Genomic DNA, 21,693 nt, shown 5'->3' on the forward strand with positions numbered 1-21,693 from the left:
GGCTGCAAGGGCAGCACAGCAATCAAGGCATGCGCCCGGCCGCACCATCAGCGACCTGTAAACAAACCAAAAAAAGCCCCGCAAGCCAAGGCCAGCGGGGCAAACGGTTGGGGGAGGAGCCAACCAAAGGAGTCGTTTAAAAAGTGGGAAATCAGCGCACGCTGGCCACCGAGTCCGGCTGCCAGCCGCCGCCCAGCGCCTTGTAGATCGAGACAATGCCGCGATACAGGTCAACCTCGCCCTGCGCCTGTGCATCTTCGGCGCTCAGCCGCTCACGCTCGGCATCGAGCAGCACCAGATAATCCACCGTACCTTCGCGGTAACGCACCGAAGCCAGGTCAGCCGCCTTGCGGCTGGCCTCGCTCTGGCGCATCAGCGACAGCAGCCGCTGCTGGGTCTTGTCATAGTCGCTGAAGGCGTTGGCCGACTCTTCCAAGGCCAGCAGTACCTGTTGCTCATAGTTGGCCAAGGCCCCTTCGGCATCGGCTTTGGCACCGCGCAGTCGGGCCCGCACGCTGCCCAGATCGAACGCAGCCCAAGTGATGCTTGGCCCCAGCCCCCAGGCGTTGGCTGCCGACGAACCGATCTGCGAACCGCGCGCCGCGGTAAAGCCTAAAAAGCCGCTCAGGCTCACCCGCGGGAACAGGTCGGCAGTCGCCACGCCCACATTGGCGGTGGCTGCGGCCAGTTGGCGCTCGGCACTACGGATATCCGGGCGGCGGCGCAGCAGCTCCCCCGGATCGCCCACCGGCAGGGCCTTGGCGATAGCCGGCAAGGCCTTGGGCGAGAGGTCCACGCTCAGGGCATCCGGGCGCTGGCCGAGCAGGGTGGCAATCCGGTGGCGAGCCCGTGCCTGCTCGGCCTGCAGTTGTGGCACGGTGGCTTCGACCCCGGCCAGGCGGGCGTCGGCGCGCACCACATCGAGCTCGTTGCCGACCCCGGCGTCGCGCAGGGTCACCGTGATGCTGCGCGACTCCTGCTGGGTCTTGAGGTTGGCCACGGCGATCTTCTCGCGCAGTTGTGCACCCCGCAGTTGGCCATAGGCATCGACCAGTTCGGCGATCAGGCTGACCTGCAGCTGTTGCAGGTCGGCCTGGGCGGCCGCTGCCTGAGCGTCGCTGGCCTCGATCTGGCGCTGGATACGGCCGAACAGGTCGAGCTCCCAGGCCATGTCCAGGCCCAGGTCGTAACGCTCGCTGTTGACCCGTTGATCGGTCTGGCCGGGTACCTGGCCCTTGCCGATCTCACTGCTGGCGCGGCTGGTGACCACCGGCAACTGGTCATTGGCGGCATCATCGCGGATCGCCCGCGCCGACTTGAGCCGTGCAAAGGCCACGCGCAGGTCGCGGTTGCCGTCCAGCGAAGCCTGCACCAACTGGTTGAGTACCGGGTCATCGAACTGCTTCCACCACACGCTTTCGAAGCGGCTACGGTCGAAGGCCTTGGCCTGCACGTCGCTGGCCAAACGCGCAGGCTCAGTGTCCGGCGCTTTGTAGTCCGGGCCTACCGCGCAGGCCGCCAGGGCCAGGGCCAGCAGGCTCGGGGTCAGGGGTTTGAGCAGCTTCATGCGTGGTTCTCCAGCGATTGAACGCGTTCGGCCTTGCGGGCCTGGCGACGTTCGACGAAACGGCGAATCAGGAAGAAGAACACCGGTGTCAGGAACAGGCCGAACACGGTCACGCCGATCATCCCCGAGAACACCGCGACGCCCATCGCATGGCGCATTTCCGAGCCGGCACCGGAGGAGAACACTAGCGGCACCACGCCCATGATGAACGCAATCGAGGTCATCAGGATCGGCCGCAGGCGCAGGCGGCAGGCTTCCAGCACCGCAGCCAGCGGGTCGAGGCCCTTGGCCTGTTCGTCCTTGGCGAACTCGACGATAAGGATGGCGTTCTTGCACGCCAGGCCCACCAGTACGATCAAACCGATCTGGGTGAAGATGTTGTTGTCGCCACCGGAGACGATCACTCCGGTAATCGCCGACAGCAAGGTCATCGGCACGATCAGGATCACCGCCAGCGGCAGGCTCCAGCTTTCGTATTGGGCCGCCAGCACCAGGAACGCCAGCAGCACGCACAGCGGGAACACCAGCAGCGCGGTGTTGCCGGAGAGGATCTGCTGGTAGGTCAGGTCGGTCCACTCGAAGGTCATGCCGTTGGGCAGTTCCTCGTTCAGCAGTTTCTCGATGGCCGCTTCGGCCTGGCCGGAACTGTAGCCCGGGGCAGCCGCGCCGTTGATTTCCGCAGTGATGAAGCCGTTGTAGTGCATCACGCGATCAGGCCCGGAGGTGTCGCTGACCTTCAGGAAGGTCGCCAGCGGGATCATCTCGCCCAGGTTGTTGCGCACCTTCAACTGGCCGATCTGCTCGGCATCGAGGCGGAACTGCTGCTCAGCCTGGACGTTGACCTGGTAGGTGCGGCCGAAGCGGTTGAAGTCGTTGGTGTACAGCGAGCCCAGGTAAACCTGCAGGGTGTCGAAGATGTCGGTGATCGCCACGCCGTGGGTCTTGGCCTTTTCCCGGTCGATGGCCGCATCGACCTGCGGCACGTTCACCTGGTAACTGGTGAACAGGCCAGCCAGCTCCGGCACGTTGTGGCTCTTGGCGATGATGTTCTGGGTTTCCTTGTACAGCGCTTCGTAGCCCAGGTTGCCACGGTCTTCGATCTGCAGGCGGAAGCCGCCGATGGTGCCCAGGCCTTGTACTGGCGGTGGGGGGAAGATCGCGATGTAGGCATCCTGGATGTCGGCGAACTGGGCGTTCAACGCCGCAGCGATGGCCGCTGCCGACTGGCTCGGGTCCTTGCGCTCATCGAACGGCTTGAGCGGGGTGAACACGATGCCGCTGTTGGGGCTGTTGGTGAAACCGTTGATCGACAGGCCCGGGAAGGCTACCGAGTCGGCCACGCCGGGTTGCTTCAGGGCGATTTCGCTCATGCGCTTGATCACCGCCTCGGTGCGGTCGAGGCTGGCGGCGTCAGGCAACTGGGCGAACGCCACCAGGTACTGCTTGTCCTGCGCTGGCACGAAACCGGTCGGGGTGGACGAGAAACCCAGGTAGGTCAGGCCCATCAGACCGGCATAGACGAACAGGGCGATGCCGCTTGAGCGGATGACCCGGCGCACGCCACCGACGTAACTGTGGCTGGCGCGGTCGAAGAAGCGGTTGAACGGGGCGAACAGCCAGCTGCCCAGCAGTTTTTCCAGCAGCCGCGAGAAGCGATCCTTAGGTGCGTGGTGGTCCTTGAGCAGCACGGCGGCCAGGGCCGGCGACAGGGTCAGCGAGTTGAACGCCGAAATCACGGTCGAGATGGCGATGGTCAGGGCGAACTGTTTGTAGAACTGCCCGGTAAGCCCGGAGATGAACGCGGCGGGCACGAACACTGCGCACAGCACCAGGGCGGTGGCGATGATCGGCCCGGTCACTTCGCCCATTGCCTTTTGCGTGGCCTCCAGCGGTTTGAGGCCCAGCCCGATGTTGCGTTCGACGTTCTCCACCACGACGATGGCGTCGTCCACCACGATACCGATGGCCAATACCAGCCCGAACAGCGACAGGGCGTTGAGCGAGAAGCCGAACAGGTGCATCACCGCGAAGGTACCGATCAGCGATACCGGCACAGCCAGCAGCGGGATGATCGAGGCGCGCCAGGTCTGCAGGAACAGGATCACCACCAGCACCACCAGCACCAGCGCTTCGAACAGGGTGTGCACCACCGCTTCGATGGAGCCGCGCACGAAGATGGTCGGGTCATAGACGATGCTGTAGTCCATGCCTTCAGGGAAGTCTTTCTTCAGCTCGGCCATCTTCGCCCGTACTTCGTCGGAGATCTCGATGGCATTTGAGCCCGGGCGCTGGAAGATCGGAATGGCCACCGCCGGCTGGTTGTTCAGCAGCGAGCGCAGGGCGTACTGGCTGGAGCCCAGCTCGACCCGGGCGATGTCCTTCAGGCGAGTGATTTCGCCATCGGCACCGGCGCGGATGATGATGTTCTCGAACTCTTCCTCGTTCACCAGCCGGCCCTGGGTGTTGATCGACAGCTGGAAGCTGGTCGAACCGGGGGCGGGCGGGGCACCCAGCTGGCCCGCGGCAACCTGGCGGTTCTGTTCGCGGATGGCCGCGACCACGTCACCGGCGGTCAGGTTGCGCGAAGCGGTCTTGTTCGGGTCGAGCCACACCCGCAGCGAGTAGTCGCCCATGCCGAACAGTTGCACATCGCCCACGCCGCCCAGGCGCGCCAGTTCATCCTTGATGTTGAGGATGGCGTAGTTGGACAGGTAGAGCATGTCGTAGCGGTTGTCCGGCGAAGTCAGGTGCACCACCATGGTCAGGTCGGGCGAAGCCTTGTCGACGGTGATACCGATACGGGTCACTTCTTCCGGCAGCTTGGGCTGGGTGCGCGTGACACGGTTCTGTACCTGCACCTGCGCGTTGTCCAGGTCGGTGCCCAGGGCGAAGGTGATGGTCAGGGTGAGCTTGCCATCGGCAGTGGATTGCGAGGACATGTACAACATGTTCTCGACACCGGTGATGGCCTGCTCCAGCGGTGCGGCGACGGTTTCGCCGATCACCTTGGGGTTGGCACCCGGGAAGTTGGCGCGCACCACCACGGTAGGCGGCACCACTTCCGGGTATTCACTGATCGGCAACTGGAACAGCGAGATGGAACCCGCGATCAGCAGCACCAGCGACAGCACCGCGGCGAAGATCGGCCGGGTAATGAAGAATTTCGAAAAGTTCATCGGTGTTGTCCCTTAACCGCGCGGCGCTTGGGCGCCGGCGACTTTTGCATGGGTGCCGGCAACCTTCGGCGCCGGGTTGCTGGCTTCCAGAGCCTGGCGCTGCTGGGCGAGGGCGGCGAGGGTCTGCTCGCTGGCCATGGGCGTTTCTTGCGGGGTGACTGGCGAGCCAGGGCGTACCCGCTGCAGGCCCTTGACCACGATGCGGTCATCCTTGCCCAGGCCGCTGCGTACGATACGCAGGCCTTCGAGCTTGGGCCCCAGTTCCACGGTGCGGTAGGTCGCCTTGTTGTCCTTGTCCATGACCAGTACGAACTTCTTGCCAAGGTCAGTGCCCACGGCTTCATCGTTGATCAGTACCGCGTCGTACTGGGCGCTGCCCACCAGTTTCAGGCGGGCATACAGGCCAGGGGTGAACTGGCCGTCGCGGTTGTCGAACACGGCGCGGCCACGGATGGTGCCGGTGCGCGGGTTGACCTGGTTGTCGACGAAGTTCATGTGGCCCAGATGCGGGTTGCCGGTTTCGTTGGTCAGGCCCAGGTAGACCGGGGTGGCCTGGCCGCGCTGGCCTTCACGCGCCAGCTGGGTGTACTTGAGGTACACGCGCTCGTCGGTATCGAAGTAGGCATAGACCTTGTCGGTGGAGACCACGCTGGTCAGTGGCGTGACATCGGCAGTGACGATGTTGCCGGCGGTGTACTGGGCGCGGCTGACACGGCCGCTGATCGGCGCGGTGACGCGGGTGAAGCTGAGGTTCAGGCGGGCCAGGTCAAGCTCGGCCTGGATCGCATCGACCCCGGCGCGGGCCTCGGCGGCAGCGCTGCTGCGCGACTCGGCAAGCTCGGCGGAGATGGCGTTGCTGTCACGCAGACGCTCGCCACGGCGAGCTTCATTGGCGCTGCGGATGGCGGTCGCCTTGGCCTGTTGCAACTGGGCTTCGAGGCGGCGCACTTCAGCCTGGAACGGGCGTGGATCGATCTGGAACAGCAGGTCGCCTTTCTTGACCTGGGCGCCTTCGGTGAAGCCCACCAGGTCGATCTGGCCGGACACGCGCGGGCGCACTTCGACGGTTTCCGGGGCCTCGAGGCGGCCAGTGAATTCGTCCCATTCGTTGATCGGCTGCTCGATCACCTTGGCGACGGTGACCTTGGGCGCGGCGGGAGCCTGCACGGCATCTGGGGTGCGGCCACAAGCGCTGAGCACCACCACTGCCAGGGCAGCGAGGGGGAAGCGCAAGGGTTTGAGTGAGTGGTCCATGGAGAACTCCGCCAAAGTATTAGTAGTGGGCGGAGTGTGAGTGCCTTGCGCGTGACGCACGAATCGAACGCAGCGAAGGTTATTATCACGCGCAATGATATGTCGGGATATTTCATCGATGGCGGGCATGGTAGGGTGCCAGCTTTGATCCTCCCGCGCATGTGACCCAAGGCCCGATAGTGAACAGCTCCCCTCAACTCCCCGGGCCCTTTGGCATCGTCTGCCTAGGCATCCTGCAAATACTGGTCTGGGGCGGTTCGTTCTTCCTCATGGCTGTGATGGCCGAGCCCATCAGCCGCGACACTGGATGGCCCAGCCAGTGGGTGTACGGTGCGCTATCGCTGAGCTTGATGGTCTCGGCGCTGCTTGCCCCGCTGTCCAGCCGCCTGGTTGCACGCTACGGTGGCCGTCCGCAGATGGCCGCCAGTGGCGCCGTGGTCGCGATTGGCTTGCTGCTCATGGCCGTCAGCCAAGGGCTGGGGCTGTTCCTGCTGGCCTGGGCGGTGATCGGGGTCGGCATGGCAATGGGGCTGTACGAGGCACTGTTCGCCACCCTTGGCGGGTTGTATGGCGAGGGTGCGGGCAAGGCAATCACGGGCATCACCCTGATCGCCGGCTTCGCTTCGACCCTGTCCTGGCCGACAGTGGCCTTGGCCATCGAACACCTGGGCTGGCGCACCACCTGCGCCTGCTATGCGCTCGTGCTGCTGGTGGTGGTGGCGCCTTTGTATTGGCGAGTGTTGCCGGCCGGGGGGCGGGTGGAGGTGCGCAAGGCACAGGATCAAGGCAACGCGATCGGGGTCGATCGCCAGCTTTATCTGCTGTTGACCAGCATGTTCGCTATTGGCGCGATCATCATGACAGTAATTGCCGTGCAACTGGTGGCTGTGCTCCAGGGCCTTGGGCACTCGCTGCCGGTGGCAATTGGCCTGGCGGCGATGCTCGGCCCCAGCCAGGTGGCCTCCAGGGTGTTGCAGATTCTGGCCGGCCAGCGCCATCCGGTCTGGACGGCCTTGGCTTGGGTCAGCCTGGTGCTGGTCGGCCTGCTGCTGGTCACGCTGGTGCCGGCGGCCACGGCCGTGGGCCTGCTGGTGTTCGGTTGTGGTAATGGCTTGCGGGCGATCGTGCGCGGGCTGTTGCCCTTGGCGATGATGCCGCCTGCGCAATACGTGCTGTTGATGGGGCGCATGTCGCGGCCATCGCTGATCGGCCAAGCGTTGACGCCGCTGGTGGGGGGCTACCTGTTCGAGCACTTTGGCGCGATGGGGGTGCTGGTGACCTTGTGCCTGTTGGCGCTGGTCAATGTGGTGCTGGTGGGCGCGGTGATGCAACGGGTGCGCAGCGGCGCGTGACGGGCGGCTCCCACTGGGTTTGCGCTGAGCTTGAGAGCAGCGGGGTACCTGTAGGAGCCGGCTTGCCGGCGATCACCGGCGAAGCCGGTGCCCTGCACCGCAGCGTCTGCATCGCCGGCAAGCCCACACAGGTTACCGATCAACCGCGGGCAAACTGCAGCAGTTTGTCCCCATCCAGCCGGTACCGCACCCATTCATCCTGCGGCTCGGCCCCGAGCGATTTGTAGAAGCCGATCGCCGGTTCATTCCAGTCCAGCACACTCCACTCCAGCCGCCCGCAGCGGTTCTCCACGGCTTCGCGGGCAATATGCCGCAGCAGGTCGCGGCCCGCGCCGCCACCGCGCTGCTCAGGCGTGATGTACAGGTCTTCCAGGTAAATACCGTTGCGCCCCAGCCACGTCGAATAGCTGTAGAAATACACGGCAAACCCCACTGCCTGGCCATCGCGTTCGCAGATCAGGCTGTGGACCGTACTGCCTTCATCGAACAGGCTGTGCTCGATATCGGCAAGGGTGGCGATCACTTCATGGCGCGCACGCTCGTACTCGGCCAGTTCGGTGATGAATGCAAGGATCTGTGCGGCGTCAGCGCGTACTGCGGGGCGAATGATAAGGCTCATGCTGGGCTTCCTTGGAAAGCAGTGCGTCGTATCGATACAGTCATGTGTATCTGCGTAATTTAATGTAACTGTACCGGTTGTGCGGAAGGCGACTGCCGTAGTGTGACAGCACTAATAACGATTCTGGAATGCCTGCCATGCTCGCCTCTTTCGACCTGCTGATGGCCTTTATGCTGTTTGCCTTCGTTTCCTCGATAACCCCAGGCCCCAACAACACCATGCTGTTGGCATCAGGGGTGAACTTTGGCGTGCGTCGCTCCATCCCTCACGCCCTGGGCATCAGCATCGGTTTCATGGTCCTGGTCCTGGCCGTTGGCCTGGGCCTTGGCGAGGTGTTCAAGGCCTGGCCTGCGTTGTACACCGTGCTGCGTTACGTGGGCGCCGCCTATTTGCTCTACCTGGCTTGGAAGATCGCCACCTCCGGGCCGTTGAGCGCCGATTCGTCCAATGCCCGCAAGCCTCTGGGCTTCTGGGGGGCAGCAGCGTTCCAGTGGGTCAACCCCAAAGCGTGGGTGATGGCGGTAGGGGCGATCACCACCTACACACCGGCCCAGGGCTATGTGATGAACGTGATCGTCATCGCGGCTGTGTTCGCCTTGGTCAATCTGCCCAGCGTCGGCGTGTGGGTGATGTTTGGCAGTGCGCTGCGCAACCTGCTGCAGAACCCGCGTTGGCTGATGCTGTTCAATGTCCTGATGGCCTTGCTGCTAGTGATATCGCTTTACCCGCTGCTGTTTGTAGAATCGGCGTTTTCGTAACGCGTAGAGTACGGCAAACCGATGCAGTTGATTCCCTGGTCTCACCAATGCTCCGAAGGTTTCACCTTGCGCGGCTGGCGCTCGCCGGCCAGCGGCAAGCCGCTGCTGCATTTCTTGCACGGCAATGGCTTCTGCTGCCTGGCCTACCAGCCGCTGCTGGCGCGCCTTGGCGAGCACTTCGACCTGTGGCTCAGTGATGTTCAGGGGCATGGCGACAGTGACCATGGCGGTGTGTTCCGCGGCTGGAACCGCACGGCTGAGTTGGCAGTGGAGGCTTTCGAAGCGGGCCGTGGCGAGTATGGCGACGTACCTCGCTATGCACTGGGGCACAGCTTTGGCGGCGTGCTCACCGGGCTGATCCTGGCCAGCAGGCCTGGGTTGTTCGAGCGCGCCGTATTGCTTGACCCGGTATTGTTCAGCCGGCGCATGATCGGGGTCATGGGGGCTGCTGCGCTGGTGGGCCTGCACCGCCAGCATGCCCTGGCGCGCAAGGCCGCCAACCGCCGCAGCCATTGGCCCGACCGCGAAGCGGCAACGGCTTCGCTGCAGGGGCGGGGCATCTTCAAGGGCTGGAGCGATGCGGCGCTGCAGGCCTACATCGAGCATGCCATCGGCGATTGCGGTGAGGGCGTGGTGCTCAAGTGCCGGCCCAGCCGTGAAGTTGAGATTTTCAGTTCCTTCCCGACGCGCATGTGGGCGCATCTTGCCGCCATTCAGGCGCCAACCCGGGTGCTGTATGGCGAACAGACCTATCCCTTCGTGCCACATTCGGTGCAGCGGCTGGCCGCGATCAACCCCAGGGTCCAGGCTCGTCAGGTCGCCGGAGGTCACTGCTTCATGCAGGAGGATCCGGCCGCGGCGGCGCAACAGGTACTGGACCACCTCAAAGGCTGAGCAACGATCACATGGGCGGGGGCGCTCGACGTCATTGGCACTGTTTATGCGCTACCCGCCACGCGGTCGCCAGCGCTGACCGCCTGTCGTGAAGTGCCTCGATTGGATCGAACGGTAAGAGGGCTTGCCGGTTCTTCCACTAAGGTGCTAGTTGATCTTGCGCATCATCAATTGCCCCGGCGCATGGACGGCCGCCCGGGCATGGGCATTATCAATTGGCACCCTGCCTGCCAAAGGCGTACTCCGATAAACAGGCCATCCACTCAAGAGAGGGTCTTAACATGTCGTTGATAGGTGTTTCGATGCTGGAAATGCGCCAACTGATCGAACAGGCCTGCCTGCCTGATCTTTGTGAAGTGAGTTGCCTGGATGGCACAAGCCTGACCATTCGCTTGGGTCAGGGGCCAAACATGGAGCAGGGTGTGACGCTTACAGGCGTTCCATTGCAGAACCTGAACAGTTGCCGTGACGTGGTGAAACTGGTTGACCAGTTGCATGCGCTGCGTGATAGCCAGCCAGCGTCGCTGAAGGCGATCGCCTGACCACCCAGGGGTACCGGTCAGCCGAAGCTGGCCGGGCGCCATATTCTGCCGTCAGCCGACCTCGCCGTCGTTGATCGGCTCATTGCAGCTCCACCAGCAGGTTCAGCCCGCCATCACCACACTTGCCTTGGTCACGGACCACACCATGGTAACTGCGGCCATCCCACACGAAGGCCACGCTGTGCGCCCGCTCGACTTTGTCCGGAAGCGGCGGGCAGATGTGCAGGCGCAGGGCAGGGCGCCCCTGCACGTTCAGTGCAGCGAGTTGGCACTGGCATTCAACGCTCATGGCAATCGGGCCGAACAGCGTGTCGCGCACATAGTCCAGTTGCACGTTGGCGTTGGGGGCACGGCCGGGCATCTTCATCGTTGCGGGGCTCCTGGAAGTTGACGTCGATCAGCATGTGGAAAGCAACTGAGTGCGGACGTTCAACTTTTTATGGGGCCTGTTTACAGGTCGTTCACCCACCCCTGCGGCAAACCATGAATACCCCATTTTCTGGTGACCCACACCCCCCGCAATGACAACGAATACCATCCCCTGATGTGGGGGCGCAGCGGGGAATCCACCCCAATCCGGTTCGATTGATCGCCCAATCCATTGAATAAAAAGGATATTTGCTTCTGGCATACACCTTGCTGACCCTCTTGCACAGTTCCTGTGTCCCGGAGGTGCAGCATGTCGACCCCCAACAAAGGCCCCGTCCTCACATCACTTGTACTCGCCCTGCTGGGCTGGACAGCGACCAGCGAGGCGGCTGTGCAATGCCAGCGCACCTTGGTGGCCAACGTGATCGCCCTGGACCAGCCACTGATGTTCAACCGCCTTGGCGCGCAAAACGCCAACGGCATGATGTTCGCCCTGCGTCAGGATGTGGTGGACGAGCACTTGGTACCCTTGAGCAAGGGGGGCGCCGCAGTGCCGGGCAAGGTGACCCTGCGCCCGGACAAACGCCCACGTCCCATCGTGCTGCGGGTTGCCGCCGGTGATTGCCTGACGGTCAACCTGACCAACCTGTTGGCTTATCAGGCCAATCCCAACAAACACGGTATCGACCATGATGAGAACGAGTTCGAAGGTGTAGAGGGAGAAGAGGCCGAAGAAGGCGATGAAGCCGAAGAAGCCGAAGAAGCTGCAGAAGTGGAGAATGACGGGGGCGAGCACTTCGTCGCCGACGAGCAGGTCACTGATCGCCACGTCGGCTTTCAGGTCAACGGCCTTCAGGCCGTCAACAGCATCGGCGACATTGCCGCCAACACCGGCCGCAATGGCAACTTCCTGATCGCCCCGGGCGCTACCCGCAGCTACACCCTCTACGCCGAGCGCGAAGGTGCCTTCGCCGCCACCAGCCAGGGTGCCACGTTCGGCGGCCAGGGCAACGCCGGCAACGTAGCCAATGGCCTTTTTGGCCAGGTGGTGGTGGTGCCCAAAGGTGGGCGCACCTATCGAAACACCCTGACCGAAGAGGAAATGCGCCTGGCCAGTACCGGCCGTGCCGCCACCGGCCAGCCCGTGGTCGACTACGAGGCCCGCTACCCACAAGTTGAGCCGTGGATAGCCGAAGGCAAGGCCGGCAAGCCGATCATCGCGATGGTCGACGGCAACGAAATCCTCAGCAGTGAAACCGACGCCATTGTCATGGGGCCCAACCCGGACGGCAGCTTCCCGCGTTCCACCTACCCACTGGAAAGCATCAACAAGCGCAACCCGGCCTTGCCCAACCGCTTGGAAGCGTTCCGCGATTTCGCCTCCCAGTTCGCTGATGAAGTGGCGGCCACCCAGGCCTTCCCCGGCTACTGGGCCGACCCGGTGATGGGGCATGTGCTGGAGCCTGCGCGCGACGCGTTCATGATCAACTACGGCTCGGGGGGCATGGGCGCGGAAGTCGTGGCAAACCGCCTGGGGGTCGGGCCGATGCATGATTGCCTGTCCTGCGCCTATGAAGAGTTCTTCCTCAGCGCGCACACCGTGGGTGATATCGGCACCCTGGTGGATGTGCCGGCCAACATCGGCCTGGAACACATTCGCCCAGGCGAAACCCCACCGGCAAACGCCATTGGCGTCAAGGCCAGCATGGCCCTGTACCCGTCGGAGCCTGCCAACGTGCACCACAGCTACATTGGCGACTTCACCAAGTTCCGCAACACCCACAACGGCCATGAGCAACACATTTTCCACCTGCACGGCCACCAGTGGCTGTTCAACCCCAATGACGACAACTCCGACTACATCGACGCCCAGGGCATAGGCCCAGGTGTGGGGTACACCTACGAGATCGCCAATGGTGGCTCGGGTAACCGTAACCGTGTGGCGGGTGATGCCATCTACCATTGCCACTTCTATCCGCACTTCGCCCAAGGCATGTGGGCCATGTGGCGGGTGCACGATGTGTTCGAAGAGGGCACCCGCCTGGAAGTCAGCGGGCAGGGTGAGAATGGCTTCCATGACACGCCATTCGCCTTGCGCAGCGGCAAGCCGGCGGCCGGCGCACGGGCGCTGCCGGACGGCGAAATCATCGCAGGTACGCCGATCCCGGCGATCGTGCCGCTGCCAGGCAAAGCCATGGCGCCGATGCCGGGCAAGGTCGTGGTCGTGCCGAAACTGGCTCAAGAGCTGATCGCCGAAGATGAAGATGATCACGAAGACCCAGAGCACGGCGATGACGATCACAGCGATGCGCCAGGCGCAGCCAAGGCTGTAGGCTCGCTGGCGCTGGTCGACCGCAGCGAAACCAACCGCAACGCTGACGGCACCCTGAAAAACCCAGGTTACCCCTTCTGGATCGGCGGTATGGAAAGCAGTGTCGGCCAGCGTCCGCCGACCCCGCCGCTGGATATGCTCGACCCGGCCATGGCACGCCAGCTCAAGGACAGCGGCGCAGCACTGTGGGCCAACCTCGATGGCAACCAGGTCGACGGTTGGGACGGCGGCTTGGGCCGCCATGCGCTCGATGGTGTGTCCGCTGGGGGTGAGGCCGTGACCACCACCACCAAACTTGATTTTTCCAAGGTGGTAGAAAAGGCCAAGCCGATCTACCTACCCGAAGAGGGCACCGACGTCGAGCAGGCTGCCATGCAGTTCCACGCCAAGGCCGAGCACCCAAGCTTTGCCCTGATCCCTGGCAGCCAACCGGTGGCCAAGGCGTTTCGCACCAATGGTGCACTGCCAACCGCCGGCGCCCCCTTCTTCGAACCCTGCATGGACGACCGCGGCAAACGCCTTACCCAGGCCTCGTCCACGGGCGAATATTTCAGCGGCGAGAGCCTGAGTGGTATCAACTTCCGCGGTGCCTCCACGTTCACTGCCGACCGCCCTCGCATCTACAAGGCGGCCAACATCCAGTTCGACGCGGTGTACAACAAGGTCGGCTATCACTTCCCGCAGGCGCGCATCCTTGCGCTGTGGGAAGACGCCTGGCCGGTGATCACCAAGCAGCGCCCGCCAGAGCCGCTGGTGATGCGCATGAACACCTTCGACTGCACCATGTACCAGCAGACCAACCTGATCCCGGCGTTCTACGAAATGGACGACTACCAGGTGCGTACACCGACCGATGTGATCGGCCAGCACATCCACCTGCCCAAGTGGGACCTGACCGCAGCCGACGGTTCGGCCAACGGCTGGAACTACGAGGACGGTGTCCTCTCGCCCGGCAGCGTGGTGGAACGTGTGAACGCCATCCGTGCTTTCAATGGCTGTTCACAGGGCGACAGCCGCGACGGCACTGCCGCCTGCCCGACGGCCAAGCTGCACCCGTACTTCGGCCGCTTTGGCCGGGCCGACTGGGTGGGCGCGCGCACAGCCATGCAGCGCTGGTTCGCTGACCCGCTGGTCAACGTGCACAACGTCGACCGCGGCCTCGGCACCATCTTCACCCATGACCACTTCGGCCCATCGACCCACCAGCAGTTGGGCCTGTATGCCACTGTACTGGCCGAGCCTGCCGGCTCCACCTGGCACCACGCCGAAACCGGCGAGCAGCTGTACAACCCTGCACTGCGCCAGGACGGTGGCCCGACCTCGTGGCAGGCGGTGATCAGTACCGGCGACAACGACGGTGATGGCAAGAACGACAGCTATCGCGAGTTCTTCCTTGAGTACAGCGACTTCCAGCATGCCTATGAAGCCGGCGTGTATGTGGGCGCCGGTCCCGATGGGGTGCCCAACGCCCAGGCCTATCCAGCCACGGCCGACAGCTTCCGCTACGCCATCAACCCACCCGTGCGGCAGAAGGCCTCGAACCTGCTGGAGTCGATCGTCGAATCGCGCGGTGGCCTCAATCCCGGTTGCCCGACCCGGCCATGCCCACAGGCGATCTCCGTGGATGATCCGGGCATGTTCGTCGTCAACTACCGCAACGAGCCGTTGGCCTTGCGCGTGTTCGACCCGAACAAGGTCGCGCCGGACGGCAAACGCGGCATGCAGGCCGACGGCCTCGGTGGCGACCTGGGATATGCCCTGCAGAGCCGGACCGACCGTGCCATCCCGGCCATGAACCTGGCGCCCTCGGCGATCAACTCCGCGGTCGGCCCGACGGGTGGCACCACCTTGTTCCCGCCGCACATCAACACGGCAGGCAGCGAGCCAGGCGACCCGTTCACCCCGATGCTGCGCACCTACTCTGGCGACAACGTGCGGTTGCGTATGCACGCTGGCGGCTACGAGGAGGAGCACAACGTCACGATGCACGGCGTCAAATGGCTGCAGAACGGTACCGGCTACGGCAGTAGCTCCAACTCGGGGTGGAAGGCCTCGCAGATGATCGGCATATCCGAGCAGCTGGGCTTCCTGGCGCCGGTGTCGATGATCTCCAGCTCCGCGGCCACCAATGGCGACTACCTGTATTCGCTGGACGCGGCCCTGGAAGGCTACTGGAACGGTATCTGGGGCGTCATGCGCAACTACACCACGCAACGTGCCGACCTGTTCGCGCTGCCGAACAACCCGCAGCCGGTGGCCATGCGCAACACCATCAACTTCGATGGCATCTGCCCGAGAACCACGGCCAATCCCAGCGGCGTCGGCAGCCGGCCAACGGTCAAGCGCAACTACGAAATCGTTGCCGCGCTGGCCAACGACATCCTCGAAAACCGCAACGGTGTCAGCATCAACGATCCGGCCGGTATCGGCCAGCACGTCGGCGGCCCGCTGAAGGCCAATGGCGGCACCCTGGTGTTCAACAGCCGTACCACCAGCATCCCGCAGGTGACGGTGACCGACGAGGAGGATGGCACCACCTTCACCGTTGGCGGGCACAGCGCGCCACTGCACGACCCGACCGCAGTGCTGTACGTGCGCAAGGCCGACCTGGATACCAGCACCGGCAAGCTCAAGGCCGGGGTGCCGGTCGAGCCTCTGGTGCTGCGCGCCAATGCCGGCGACTGCATAAGCATCACCCTGGAGAACCGCCTGCCGCTGGTGATGCCGGACCTGCCCAGCACGGCGGTGATGCAGAACGTGGTCAAGCGCGACCGCAATGACAGCGAAGGCGCTACCGCCTTCAACAACAACCTGATACGGCCCTCCAGCCACGTTGGCCTGCACGCACAGCTGCTGGCCTATGACATCACCAAGTCCGATGGCGTCAACGTCGGCCTCAACCCGGAGCAGACCGTACCGCCGCGCAGCGGTAACAGTGGTGCCTACCCGACCAGGGTGTACCAGTACTATGCCGGGCACCTGGAGCGTGAAGGCAAGCCGGTGCTGCAACTGGGCCGCACGGTGGACAACATCCGCACCACGGCAATCGAGTTCGGCGCCCTCAACCTCACCCCGGCGGATGTCATCAAGCAACCGCAGAAAGGCCTGGTGGGCGCCATGAGCATCCTGCCGCAGACCGCGACCTTCACCGAGGACGCGGCCAGCCGGGCCCAGGCCACGGTCAAGGTCAGTGGCCAGCCGGACTACCGCGACTTCGTCACCGTCTGGCAGCGTGCGCTGAACATGCGTTGGGCCGACGGCCGCCCGGTGGAGGGTATCGCCACCGAAGGCAACGGTGTGCCAGGTGACCCCAAAGACAACGGCAACATGGCCATCAACTACAAGACCGAGCCGCTGTGGTTGCGCTTCGGCCTGGCACCGGACGCTCCGTTTGGCCGTGCCGATGGCTTTGGCTTCGCTGATGTACCCAACGCGCACATGGCCTACAGCAATGCCCTGGTGGGCAGCGACCCGCAAACTCCGGTGCTGTATGCCAAACCCGGTCAACCCGTGCGCAACCATGTGGTGATGCCCAGTGGCGGCAGCCGTGGCATCACCTACCAGCTTGACGGGCACCTGTGGCCACTGCATGCCTACCAGGCCGAGAAAAACGACCTCGACGGCTACCCGATGAAGCAGCCTGGTATCGGGTCGGTGCGCTTTGGCTACAACCCGATGTCGATGTACATCGGTGCCCAGGAGAGCGTGCTGCCCGCCGCGCACTTCAGCTTCATGTTGCCCAGCGCCGGGGGCGCCAACGCGGTGCCGGGCGACTATCTGTTCCGAGACTACGCCGCCTACGGCAATACCTCGGGGCTGTGGGGGATTCTGCGGGTTACCGACGACGCACCGCCGGCAACGGCGCCGGCACAATAAGAAAAGGGGCGCACCAATATGCATAACAGGAAAATCCGCCCCGCCGTGCTGGGGGTATTGCTGGGCACGGCGTTGATCGGCCTGGGCGTGGCGTACGAGGAGCTCTGGTGCGACCCGCGCGAGCTGCTGCAGGAGCCTGCCGACCCGCAGGCGCTGCACCGGCTCAGCCGGGATGGGGTGACCGTGGAGTTCGAAGCCCGGCCCCTGGCCGGCAGCGAGCTGCGCGAAGGCGCCTTCGCCAATATCCGCTTCAAGGTCACCGACCAGAACAGCGGCCAACCGCTGTCGGGGATGGCGCCAGGGGCGTGGATCGACCCGGCGCAATCGGCCCCGCTGGAAAGCAGCCGTGACCAGAGCTGCAAGGCCCGGGTGGCGCTGTTTCTCAAGAGCAGCATCGGTGCCAGGCCGCTGCTGGACCTGAACAGCTACTTCCTTTTGGTGCTGAACAAGGATGCCAGCCTGACCGTGATCGACCCGACAGTCTCGGTGGGCGGTGTTACCAGCACCCTGGCACGCATCGATTTGCCGGGTCGGCCCATGGACTGGGTGGCTACCGGCGATGACAAGCAGGTATTCGTGTCGATACCCGAGCGCGGCGAGGTCGCGGTGATCGACACCGAAACTTTTACCCGCGTGGCCACCCTGGAGGCCGGCGAGATGCCGTTGCGCGTGGCCCTGCAGCCGGACCAGCGCCGCTTGTGGGTTGGCAACAACAGCGATGACCCGGCCAAGGGCGGGGTGACGGTGATCGATGTGCACAGCCGCAGCACGCTGAAAAGCTTCGCCACCGGCTCCGGGCACCACGAAATCGCCTTCAGCGCCGATTCGCGCTACGCCTACGTCAGCAACCGAGACGGCGGCACCCTGAGCATCATCGACATCCCCGAGATGCGCCTGGTGAAAACCCTCGAAGTTGGCCCGCATCCGTTGGCAGTGGCCTACTCGGCGCTGTCCCAGGCGGTGTACGTGAGCGATGGTTCAGAAGGCACGGTGCGTGTGTACGATGCCCGCAGCCATCAGTTGCGCCATACCGTCCAGGCCGAGCAGGGCCTGGGGCCGATGCGCTTCAGCAGCGATGGCCGTTACGGCATCGTCCTCAACACCCTGGAAAACCAGGCCCTGGTGATCGATGCCAGTACCGACAGGTTGATCCACCGCATCCCGGTGGCGGCCGAGCCGTACCAACTGACGTTCACCAAAGGTTATGCCTACGTGCGCGGCCTGGCGTCTTCGAAGGTCAGCATGATCAACCTCAGCAGCCTGGGCGAAGGCCGCCAGCCGATCATCCAGGGCTTCGATGCCGGCCCCGCCGCGCCGCGCCAGGCCGGGGACCTGCCATTGGCCCAGGGGTTGTCGGTGTCACGGGACGACAATTCGGTATTCGTGGTCAATCCGGTGGACAACACCACGTACTTCTATACCGAAGGCATGAATGCCCCGATGTCGGGTTACAACAACCGCGGCCACCAGGCCCGCGCCGCCATCGTCATCGACCGCAGCCTGCGCGAACTGGCCCCGGGGGTGTATGGCTCGACGGTGAAAATGCCGGCGTCGGGCAAGTTCGACGTGGCGTTCCTGCTCAACCAGCCGCAGATCATCCACTGTTTCAGCACCGACGTGGCTGCCGCCCCGGATGCGGTCAAGCGCAAGGGCGCGCATGCCGAGTTCATCGGCCTGGACCAGCCCTTGCCACAGCACCGCGCCATCACCGCCAAAGTGCGCATCCTCGGTGACGACGGCCGCCCGCGCCTTGGCCTGGACGACCTGACCCTGCGCTACTTCCTGGCGCCGTCATCGATGCCGCGCAACCTGCGCCTGGAAGAGGTGGGCGAGGGTATTTACCAGGCTGCACTGATGCTGCCTGAAGCCGGCGCGTGGTACCTGCATGTGCAGTCGCCGTCGCTGGGGCACAAGTTCGCCGAAGAAAACTACACCAGCCTGCGTGTCCTGCCGGCTGCAGCGTCTACTGCTTCCCAGACTGAAGTGAGGAATGTGCAATGAACGCCAGACATTCTTGCAAGCTGCTCGCACTTTCCATGGCCATGGCCAGCCAGCTCGCCCTGGCCCACGCGGGCCATGACCACAGTGGGCATGCTCCGCAGCCGCCAGCGGCACATCAGGAGAAAGCCAGTGTGCGCTTTGCCGATGTTTCACTGCTCGATCAGGATGGCATGCCGGTGCGCCTGGAAAAGGACCTGGTCGGCGATCATCTGGTGGTGATGGGCTTCATTTACACCAGTTGCACCACGGTGTGCCCGGTAGTGTCTTCGATCATGGGCAAGGTCCAGCGGCAACTGGGTGGCCGGGTAGGCGAGGAAGTCCGCCTGGTGTCGATCAGCGTGGATCCGCAGCGTGACGACTTCAAACGCTTGCAGAGTTACGCCAAGGCCTTCCAGCATGGCCCCGGCTGGAGCTGGCTGACCGGCTCGCCCTATGCCATCACCGAGACCCTCAAAGGCCTGGGCAGCTTCAGTGCCGACCTCAGCCAGCACCCCCCGATGATCATGGTGGGTGACGGGCACAGCGGCCACTGGACGCGTTATTACGGCTTCACCGACCCGGCCGTGCTGATCGACGAGATCAACCGCCTCAGCGCCCGTCGGGTGCATGCCAAGAGTACGGCCATAGCCGAGCACCAGGAGGTGCAACCATGAGCAGCCAAGCGTCCTGTCGCGTCGGCATGCGCAGCTTCGACTGGCTGGCCCTGGCCGGTTGCCTGTGGATCTTCGCGTCGGTCGCCATGGCCCACGAAGGCCATGCACCGAGCGCTCCCAGCCCGCAGCCTTCGCCCCCGGTGATGGCCAGTGGCGAAGGCACCCGCGATGCGCACACCTGGTTCACCGACACCGTGCTCCAGGACCAGAATGGCCGCGCGCTGCGCTTTTACAGTGATGTGCTCAAAGACAAAGTGGTGATGCTCAACGTCATCTTTACCCACTGCACCGATGCCTGCCCGCTGATCACCCGCAAGCTGCGTGAGGTGCGCGAGGCCATGGGCCCGGAGCTGGCCAGCCAGGTGACCTTCGTGTCCATCAGCAGCGATCCGCTCAACGACACCCCGGCAGCGCTCAAGGCCTTTGCTGAAAAACAGGGGGTGGACAGCGCCAACTGGCTGTTCCTGACCGGCGACAAGGCCAGCGTCGATCTGGTGCTGGGGCGTATCGGCCAGTTCCTGCCCAGCCCCGAGCAGCACTCGACCCAACTGATAGCCGGTGACGTGGCGGGCAAGCGCTGGAGCAAGATCCGCCCCGATGCACCGCCAGCGGCCATTGCCCAGCGCATGCAGTTGCTGACCCAGCCGTTGGCCGGACGATAAATGCACTCACAGGATCTGCGCAGCTGCGCAGAACACAGTGGCAGCACTGACAGGATCTGCGCAGCGGCGCAGAACACAGTGGGAGCCGGCTTGCCGGCGATGAGGCCAGAATGAACACAGCGAGATTACTTTGCTTGGCGCTGGGCCTGACCTGCTGCGTTCAGGCGCTTGCCCTGGACCTCACCGCCCACGAGCAAGCCGGTAAACGCCTGTACCGCCAAGGCCTATCCAGCAGCGACGCACAATTACTGGCCCGCGTAGGTGCCAGCGACATGCGCGTGCCCGCCAGCGTGTTGCCCTGCGCCAGTTGCCACGGCAATGATGGCCGTGGCCGCGCCGAAGGCGGGGTGCGCCCGCCCAGCCTCGACTGGCAGCGCCTGGCCCAGGGCCAGGGCGCACGCCAGAGCAACGGGCGCAGCTACCCGGCTTACACCGACAACAGCCTGGCCCGCGCCATCCAGCACGGCCTGGACCCGGCCGGCAACCGCCTGGACCCGGCCATGCCTCGCTTTGAACTGACCCTGGCCGACCAGCGCAACCTCACCGCCTACCTCAAACGCCTGGCTGATGAGCGCGACCCTGGCGTGGAAGAAGGGGTGCTACGCCTGGGTACCCTGTTGCCCGCCAGCGGGCCGTTGGCCGAGGCCGGGCAGGTGGTGCGCGCGGTGCTCGAGGACGGGGTGGCCCAGCTCAATCAGCAGGGCGGCGTTCATGGCCGGCGCCTGGAACTGGTGGTGATCGACCCCGGCAGCGACCTGGCCAGTGCCGAGCATGCGCTGCAGCAGTTGCTCGAGCAGCAGCGGGTATTTGCGCTGATCAGCCCGCTGGCACCGATGCTCGACCCGCGCCTGGCCCTGCTGCTCGAACAGCACGGCGTGCCACTGGTTGGCAGTACACCGCGCGGTGGCGGCAGTGCGCAGATATTCGACCCCATGCCAGGTATCGCCACGCAATTGCTGAGCCTGGCCGTGCATGCCCGCGATACCTTGGGCCTGGCGCCAGATGGCTTGCGTGTGGTGTATGCCGGCGATGACCAGGCGGCGCAAGCCGAACAGGTGCGCGAGCGCCTGCAGCAGCTGGGTTGGGCGCCAGCACCGGTCGAGGCCTTCAAAGGCCAGCCGGTGCAGGGGCAGGGCATTGTTTTTCTAGGCCGCGCCCAGGCCTTTGCCGAGCTGGCCACGGCGTTGCAGGCGGCAGGCCGTGCCCCCTATCTGTTCGCCACCTCCAGCCAGGTGGCCGGTGCCGTGGCCTCGCTACCGGCCCAGTGGTCGCAGCGGGTGTTCCTGGCCTATCCGTTCGTGCCCGCCGACTGGACCGAACAGGGCATGGCGACCTTGGCCGGCCTGCAGCAGCGTCAAGGCCTCGACACGCGTCAGGCCTCGCTGCAAGTCAACACCCTATGTGCCCTGCGCCTGCTTGGCGAAGCCCTCAAACAGATCGGCCGTGACGCCAGCCGCGAGCGCCTGGTTGCGGCGCTGGAGGGCCTGCATGGCGTCGATACCGGCCTGACCCCGCCGCTGGGCTTCGGGCCGGGCCAGCGCCAGGGCCTGGCCGGCGCCCATGTGGTCGCGGTGGCGCTGCCTGGGCCACGCTTTACAGCTGTCGCCCCGTATCGGCCTGTACCGGTCAGCCCTTGAG

14 protein-coding genes are annotated in these 21,693 nt (G+C 64.5%); 9 read left to right on the forward strand and 5 right to left on the reverse strand.

Translation table 11 applies throughout. The features are described from left to right. Nucleotides 1-151: 151 nt before the first annotated feature. Genes JOE27_RS03260 through mexE form a run of 3 tightly spaced genes read right to left on the reverse strand, consistent with a single transcriptional unit; the run spans nucleotide 152 to nucleotide 5,997 of the window. On the reverse strand, nucleotides 152-1,567 hold the full coding sequence (locus JOE27_RS03260; protein ID WP_115275002.1) for a TolC family protein: 1,416 nt from the start codon (nucleotides 1,565-1,567) through the stop codon (nucleotides 152-154). After that, on the reverse strand, nucleotides 1,564-4,743 hold the full coding sequence (locus JOE27_RS03265; RefSeq protein ID WP_012314307.1) for an efflux RND transporter permease subunit: 3,180 nt from the start codon (nucleotides 4,741-4,743) through the stop codon (nucleotides 1,564-1,566). Before JOE27_RS03265 ends, JOE27_RS03260 begins: the two co-directional genes overlap by 4 nt. A gap of 12 nt (nucleotides 4,744-4,755) precedes the next feature. Further along, complete coding sequence (gene mexE / locus JOE27_RS03270; protein WP_115275000.1) at nucleotides 4,756-5,997, reverse strand: multidrug efflux RND transporter periplasmic adaptor subunit MexE; 1,242 nt, start codon at nucleotides 5,995-5,997, stop codon at nucleotides 4,756-4,758. Nucleotides 5,998-6,227: 230 nt separating this feature from the next. Here mexE and JOE27_RS03275 point away from each other — a divergent pair, with 230 nt between their 5' ends. Then, nucleotides 6,228-7,349 carry an MFS transporter gene (locus JOE27_RS03275; RefSeq protein WP_204920610.1) on the forward strand — a complete coding sequence of 374 codons (1,122 nt, stop codon included), beginning with the start codon at nucleotides 6,228-6,230 and terminating at the stop codon, nucleotides 7,347-7,349. Between the two features lie 139 nt (nucleotides 7,350-7,488). Here the strand turns inward: JOE27_RS03275 and JOE27_RS03280 are convergent, their stop codons facing one another. Next, nucleotides 7,489-7,968 (reverse strand): GNAT family N-acetyltransferase, encoded by a 480-nt coding sequence (locus tag JOE27_RS03280; RefSeq protein ID WP_204917848.1) that lies wholly within the window; start codon nucleotides 7,966-7,968, stop codon nucleotides 7,489-7,491. Nucleotides 7,969-8,096: 128 nt separating this feature from the next. Here JOE27_RS03280 and JOE27_RS03285 point away from each other — a divergent pair, with 128 nt between their 5' ends. The 3 genes from JOE27_RS03285 (at nucleotide 8,097) to JOE27_RS03295 (ending at nucleotide 10,162) form a co-directional block, all read left to right on the forward strand. After that, a complete protein-coding gene (locus JOE27_RS03285) occupies nucleotides 8,097-8,726 on the forward strand; it encodes a LysE family translocator (RefSeq protein ID WP_174141504.1) in 630 nt (209 codons plus the stop codon). 21 nt (nucleotides 8,727-8,747) lie between these two features. After that, nucleotides 8,748-9,620, forward strand: a complete 873-nt coding sequence (locus tag JOE27_RS03290) for an alpha/beta hydrolase (RefSeq protein WP_204917850.1) — start codon at nucleotides 8,748-8,750, stop codon at nucleotides 9,618-9,620. A gap of 281 nt (nucleotides 9,621-9,901) precedes the next feature. Then, on the forward strand, nucleotides 9,902-10,162 hold the full coding sequence (locus tag JOE27_RS03295; RefSeq protein WP_046787672.1) for a DUF1652 domain-containing protein: 261 nt from the start codon (nucleotides 9,902-9,904) through the stop codon (nucleotides 10,160-10,162). Nucleotides 10,163-10,241: 79 nt separating this feature from the next. On the opposite strand, the gene JOE27_RS03300 is transcribed toward JOE27_RS03295, so the two are convergent. Then, nucleotides 10,242-10,529 carry a hypothetical protein gene (locus tag JOE27_RS03300; RefSeq protein ID WP_161871970.1) on the reverse strand — a complete coding sequence of 96 codons (288 nt, stop codon included), beginning with the start codon at nucleotides 10,527-10,529 and terminating at the stop codon, nucleotides 10,242-10,244. A gap of 312 nt (nucleotides 10,530-10,841) precedes the next feature. Between JOE27_RS03300 and mnxG the strand changes: the two genes are divergently transcribed. From mnxG to JOE27_RS03325, 5 genes are all read left to right on the forward strand, one after another. Then, nucleotides 10,842-16,739 (forward strand): manganese-oxidizing multicopper oxidase MnxG, encoded by a 5,898-nt coding sequence (gene mnxG, locus JOE27_RS03305; protein WP_204917851.1) that lies wholly within the window; start codon nucleotides 10,842-10,844, stop codon nucleotides 16,737-16,739. Between the two features lie 18 nt (nucleotides 16,740-16,757). Continuing rightward, nucleotides 16,758-18,740, forward strand: a complete 1,983-nt coding sequence (locus JOE27_RS03310; RefSeq protein ID WP_204917853.1) for a cytochrome D1 domain-containing protein — start codon at nucleotides 16,758-16,760, stop codon at nucleotides 18,738-18,740. Next, the gene (locus JOE27_RS03315; protein WP_204917855.1) at nucleotides 18,737-19,393 is read left to right on the forward strand and encodes an SCO family protein; all 657 of its coding nucleotides are present in this window, start codon (nucleotides 18,737-18,739) and stop codon (nucleotides 19,391-19,393) included. The genes JOE27_RS03310 and JOE27_RS03315 overlap by 4 nt, the downstream gene beginning before the upstream one ends. Further along, complete coding sequence (locus JOE27_RS03320) at nucleotides 19,390-20,055, forward strand: SCO family protein (RefSeq protein WP_046787667.1); 666 nt, start codon at nucleotides 19,390-19,392, stop codon at nucleotides 20,053-20,055. Before JOE27_RS03315 ends, JOE27_RS03320 begins: the two co-directional genes overlap by 4 nt. 110 nt (nucleotides 20,056-20,165) lie before the next feature. Next, nucleotides 20,166-21,692: an ABC transporter substrate-binding protein gene (locus JOE27_RS03325; protein WP_204917857.1), complete on the forward strand. Its 1,527-nt coding sequence runs from the start codon at nucleotides 20,166-20,168 to the stop codon at nucleotides 21,690-21,692. The last annotated feature ends 1 nt before the right edge of the window (nucleotide 21,693 follow it).

It is taken from the genome of Pseudomonas sp. M5, assembly GCF_016907075.1.
GTDB classification, from domain to species: Bacteria; Pseudomonadota; Gammaproteobacteria; order Pseudomonadales; family Pseudomonadaceae; genus Aquipseudomonas; species Aquipseudomonas putida_E.

Bases quoted from the DNA above. Each gene is read 5' to 3' on its own strand.
- JOE27_RS03260 (WP_115275002.1), bottom strand. From the start codon at position 1,567: ATGAAGCTGCTCAAACCCCTGACCCCGAGCCTGCTGGCCCTGGCCCTG.
- JOE27_RS03265 (WP_012314307.1), bottom strand. From the start codon at position 4,743: ATGAACTTTTCGAAATTCTTCATTACCCGGCCGATCTTCGCCGCGGTG.
- mexE (WP_115275000.1), bottom strand. From the start codon at position 5,997: ATGGACCACTCACTCAAACCCTTGCGCTTCCCCCTCGCTGCCCTGGCA.
- JOE27_RS03280 (WP_204917848.1), bottom strand. From the start codon at position 7,968: ATGAGCCTTATCATTCGCCCCGCAGTACGCGCTGACGCCGCACAGATC.
- JOE27_RS03285 (WP_174141504.1), top strand. From the start codon at position 8,097: ATGCCTGCCATGCTCGCCTCTTTCGACCTGCTGATGGCCTTTATGCTG.
- JOE27_RS03290 (WP_204917850.1), top strand. From the start codon at position 8,748: ATGCAGTTGATTCCCTGGTCTCACCAATGCTCCGAAGGTTTCACCTTG.
- JOE27_RS03295 (WP_046787672.1), top strand. From the start codon at position 9,902: ATGTCGTTGATAGGTGTTTCGATGCTGGAAATGCGCCAACTGATCGAA.
- JOE27_RS03300 (WP_161871970.1), bottom strand. From the start codon at position 10,529: ATGAAGATGCCCGGCCGTGCCCCCAACGCCAACGTGCAACTGGACTAT.
- mnxG (WP_204917851.1), top strand. From the start codon at position 10,842: ATGTCGACCCCCAACAAAGGCCCCGTCCTCACATCACTTGTACTCGCC.
- JOE27_RS03310 (WP_204917853.1), top strand. From the start codon at position 16,758: ATGCATAACAGGAAAATCCGCCCCGCCGTGCTGGGGGTATTGCTGGGC.
- JOE27_RS03315 (WP_204917855.1), top strand. From the start codon at position 18,737: ATGAACGCCAGACATTCTTGCAAGCTGCTCGCACTTTCCATGGCCATG.
- JOE27_RS03320 (WP_046787667.1), top strand. From the start codon at position 19,390: ATGAGCAGCCAAGCGTCCTGTCGCGTCGGCATGCGCAGCTTCGACTGG.
- JOE27_RS03325 (WP_204917857.1), top strand. From the start codon at position 20,166: ATGAACACAGCGAGATTACTTTGCTTGGCGCTGGGCCTGACCTGCTGC.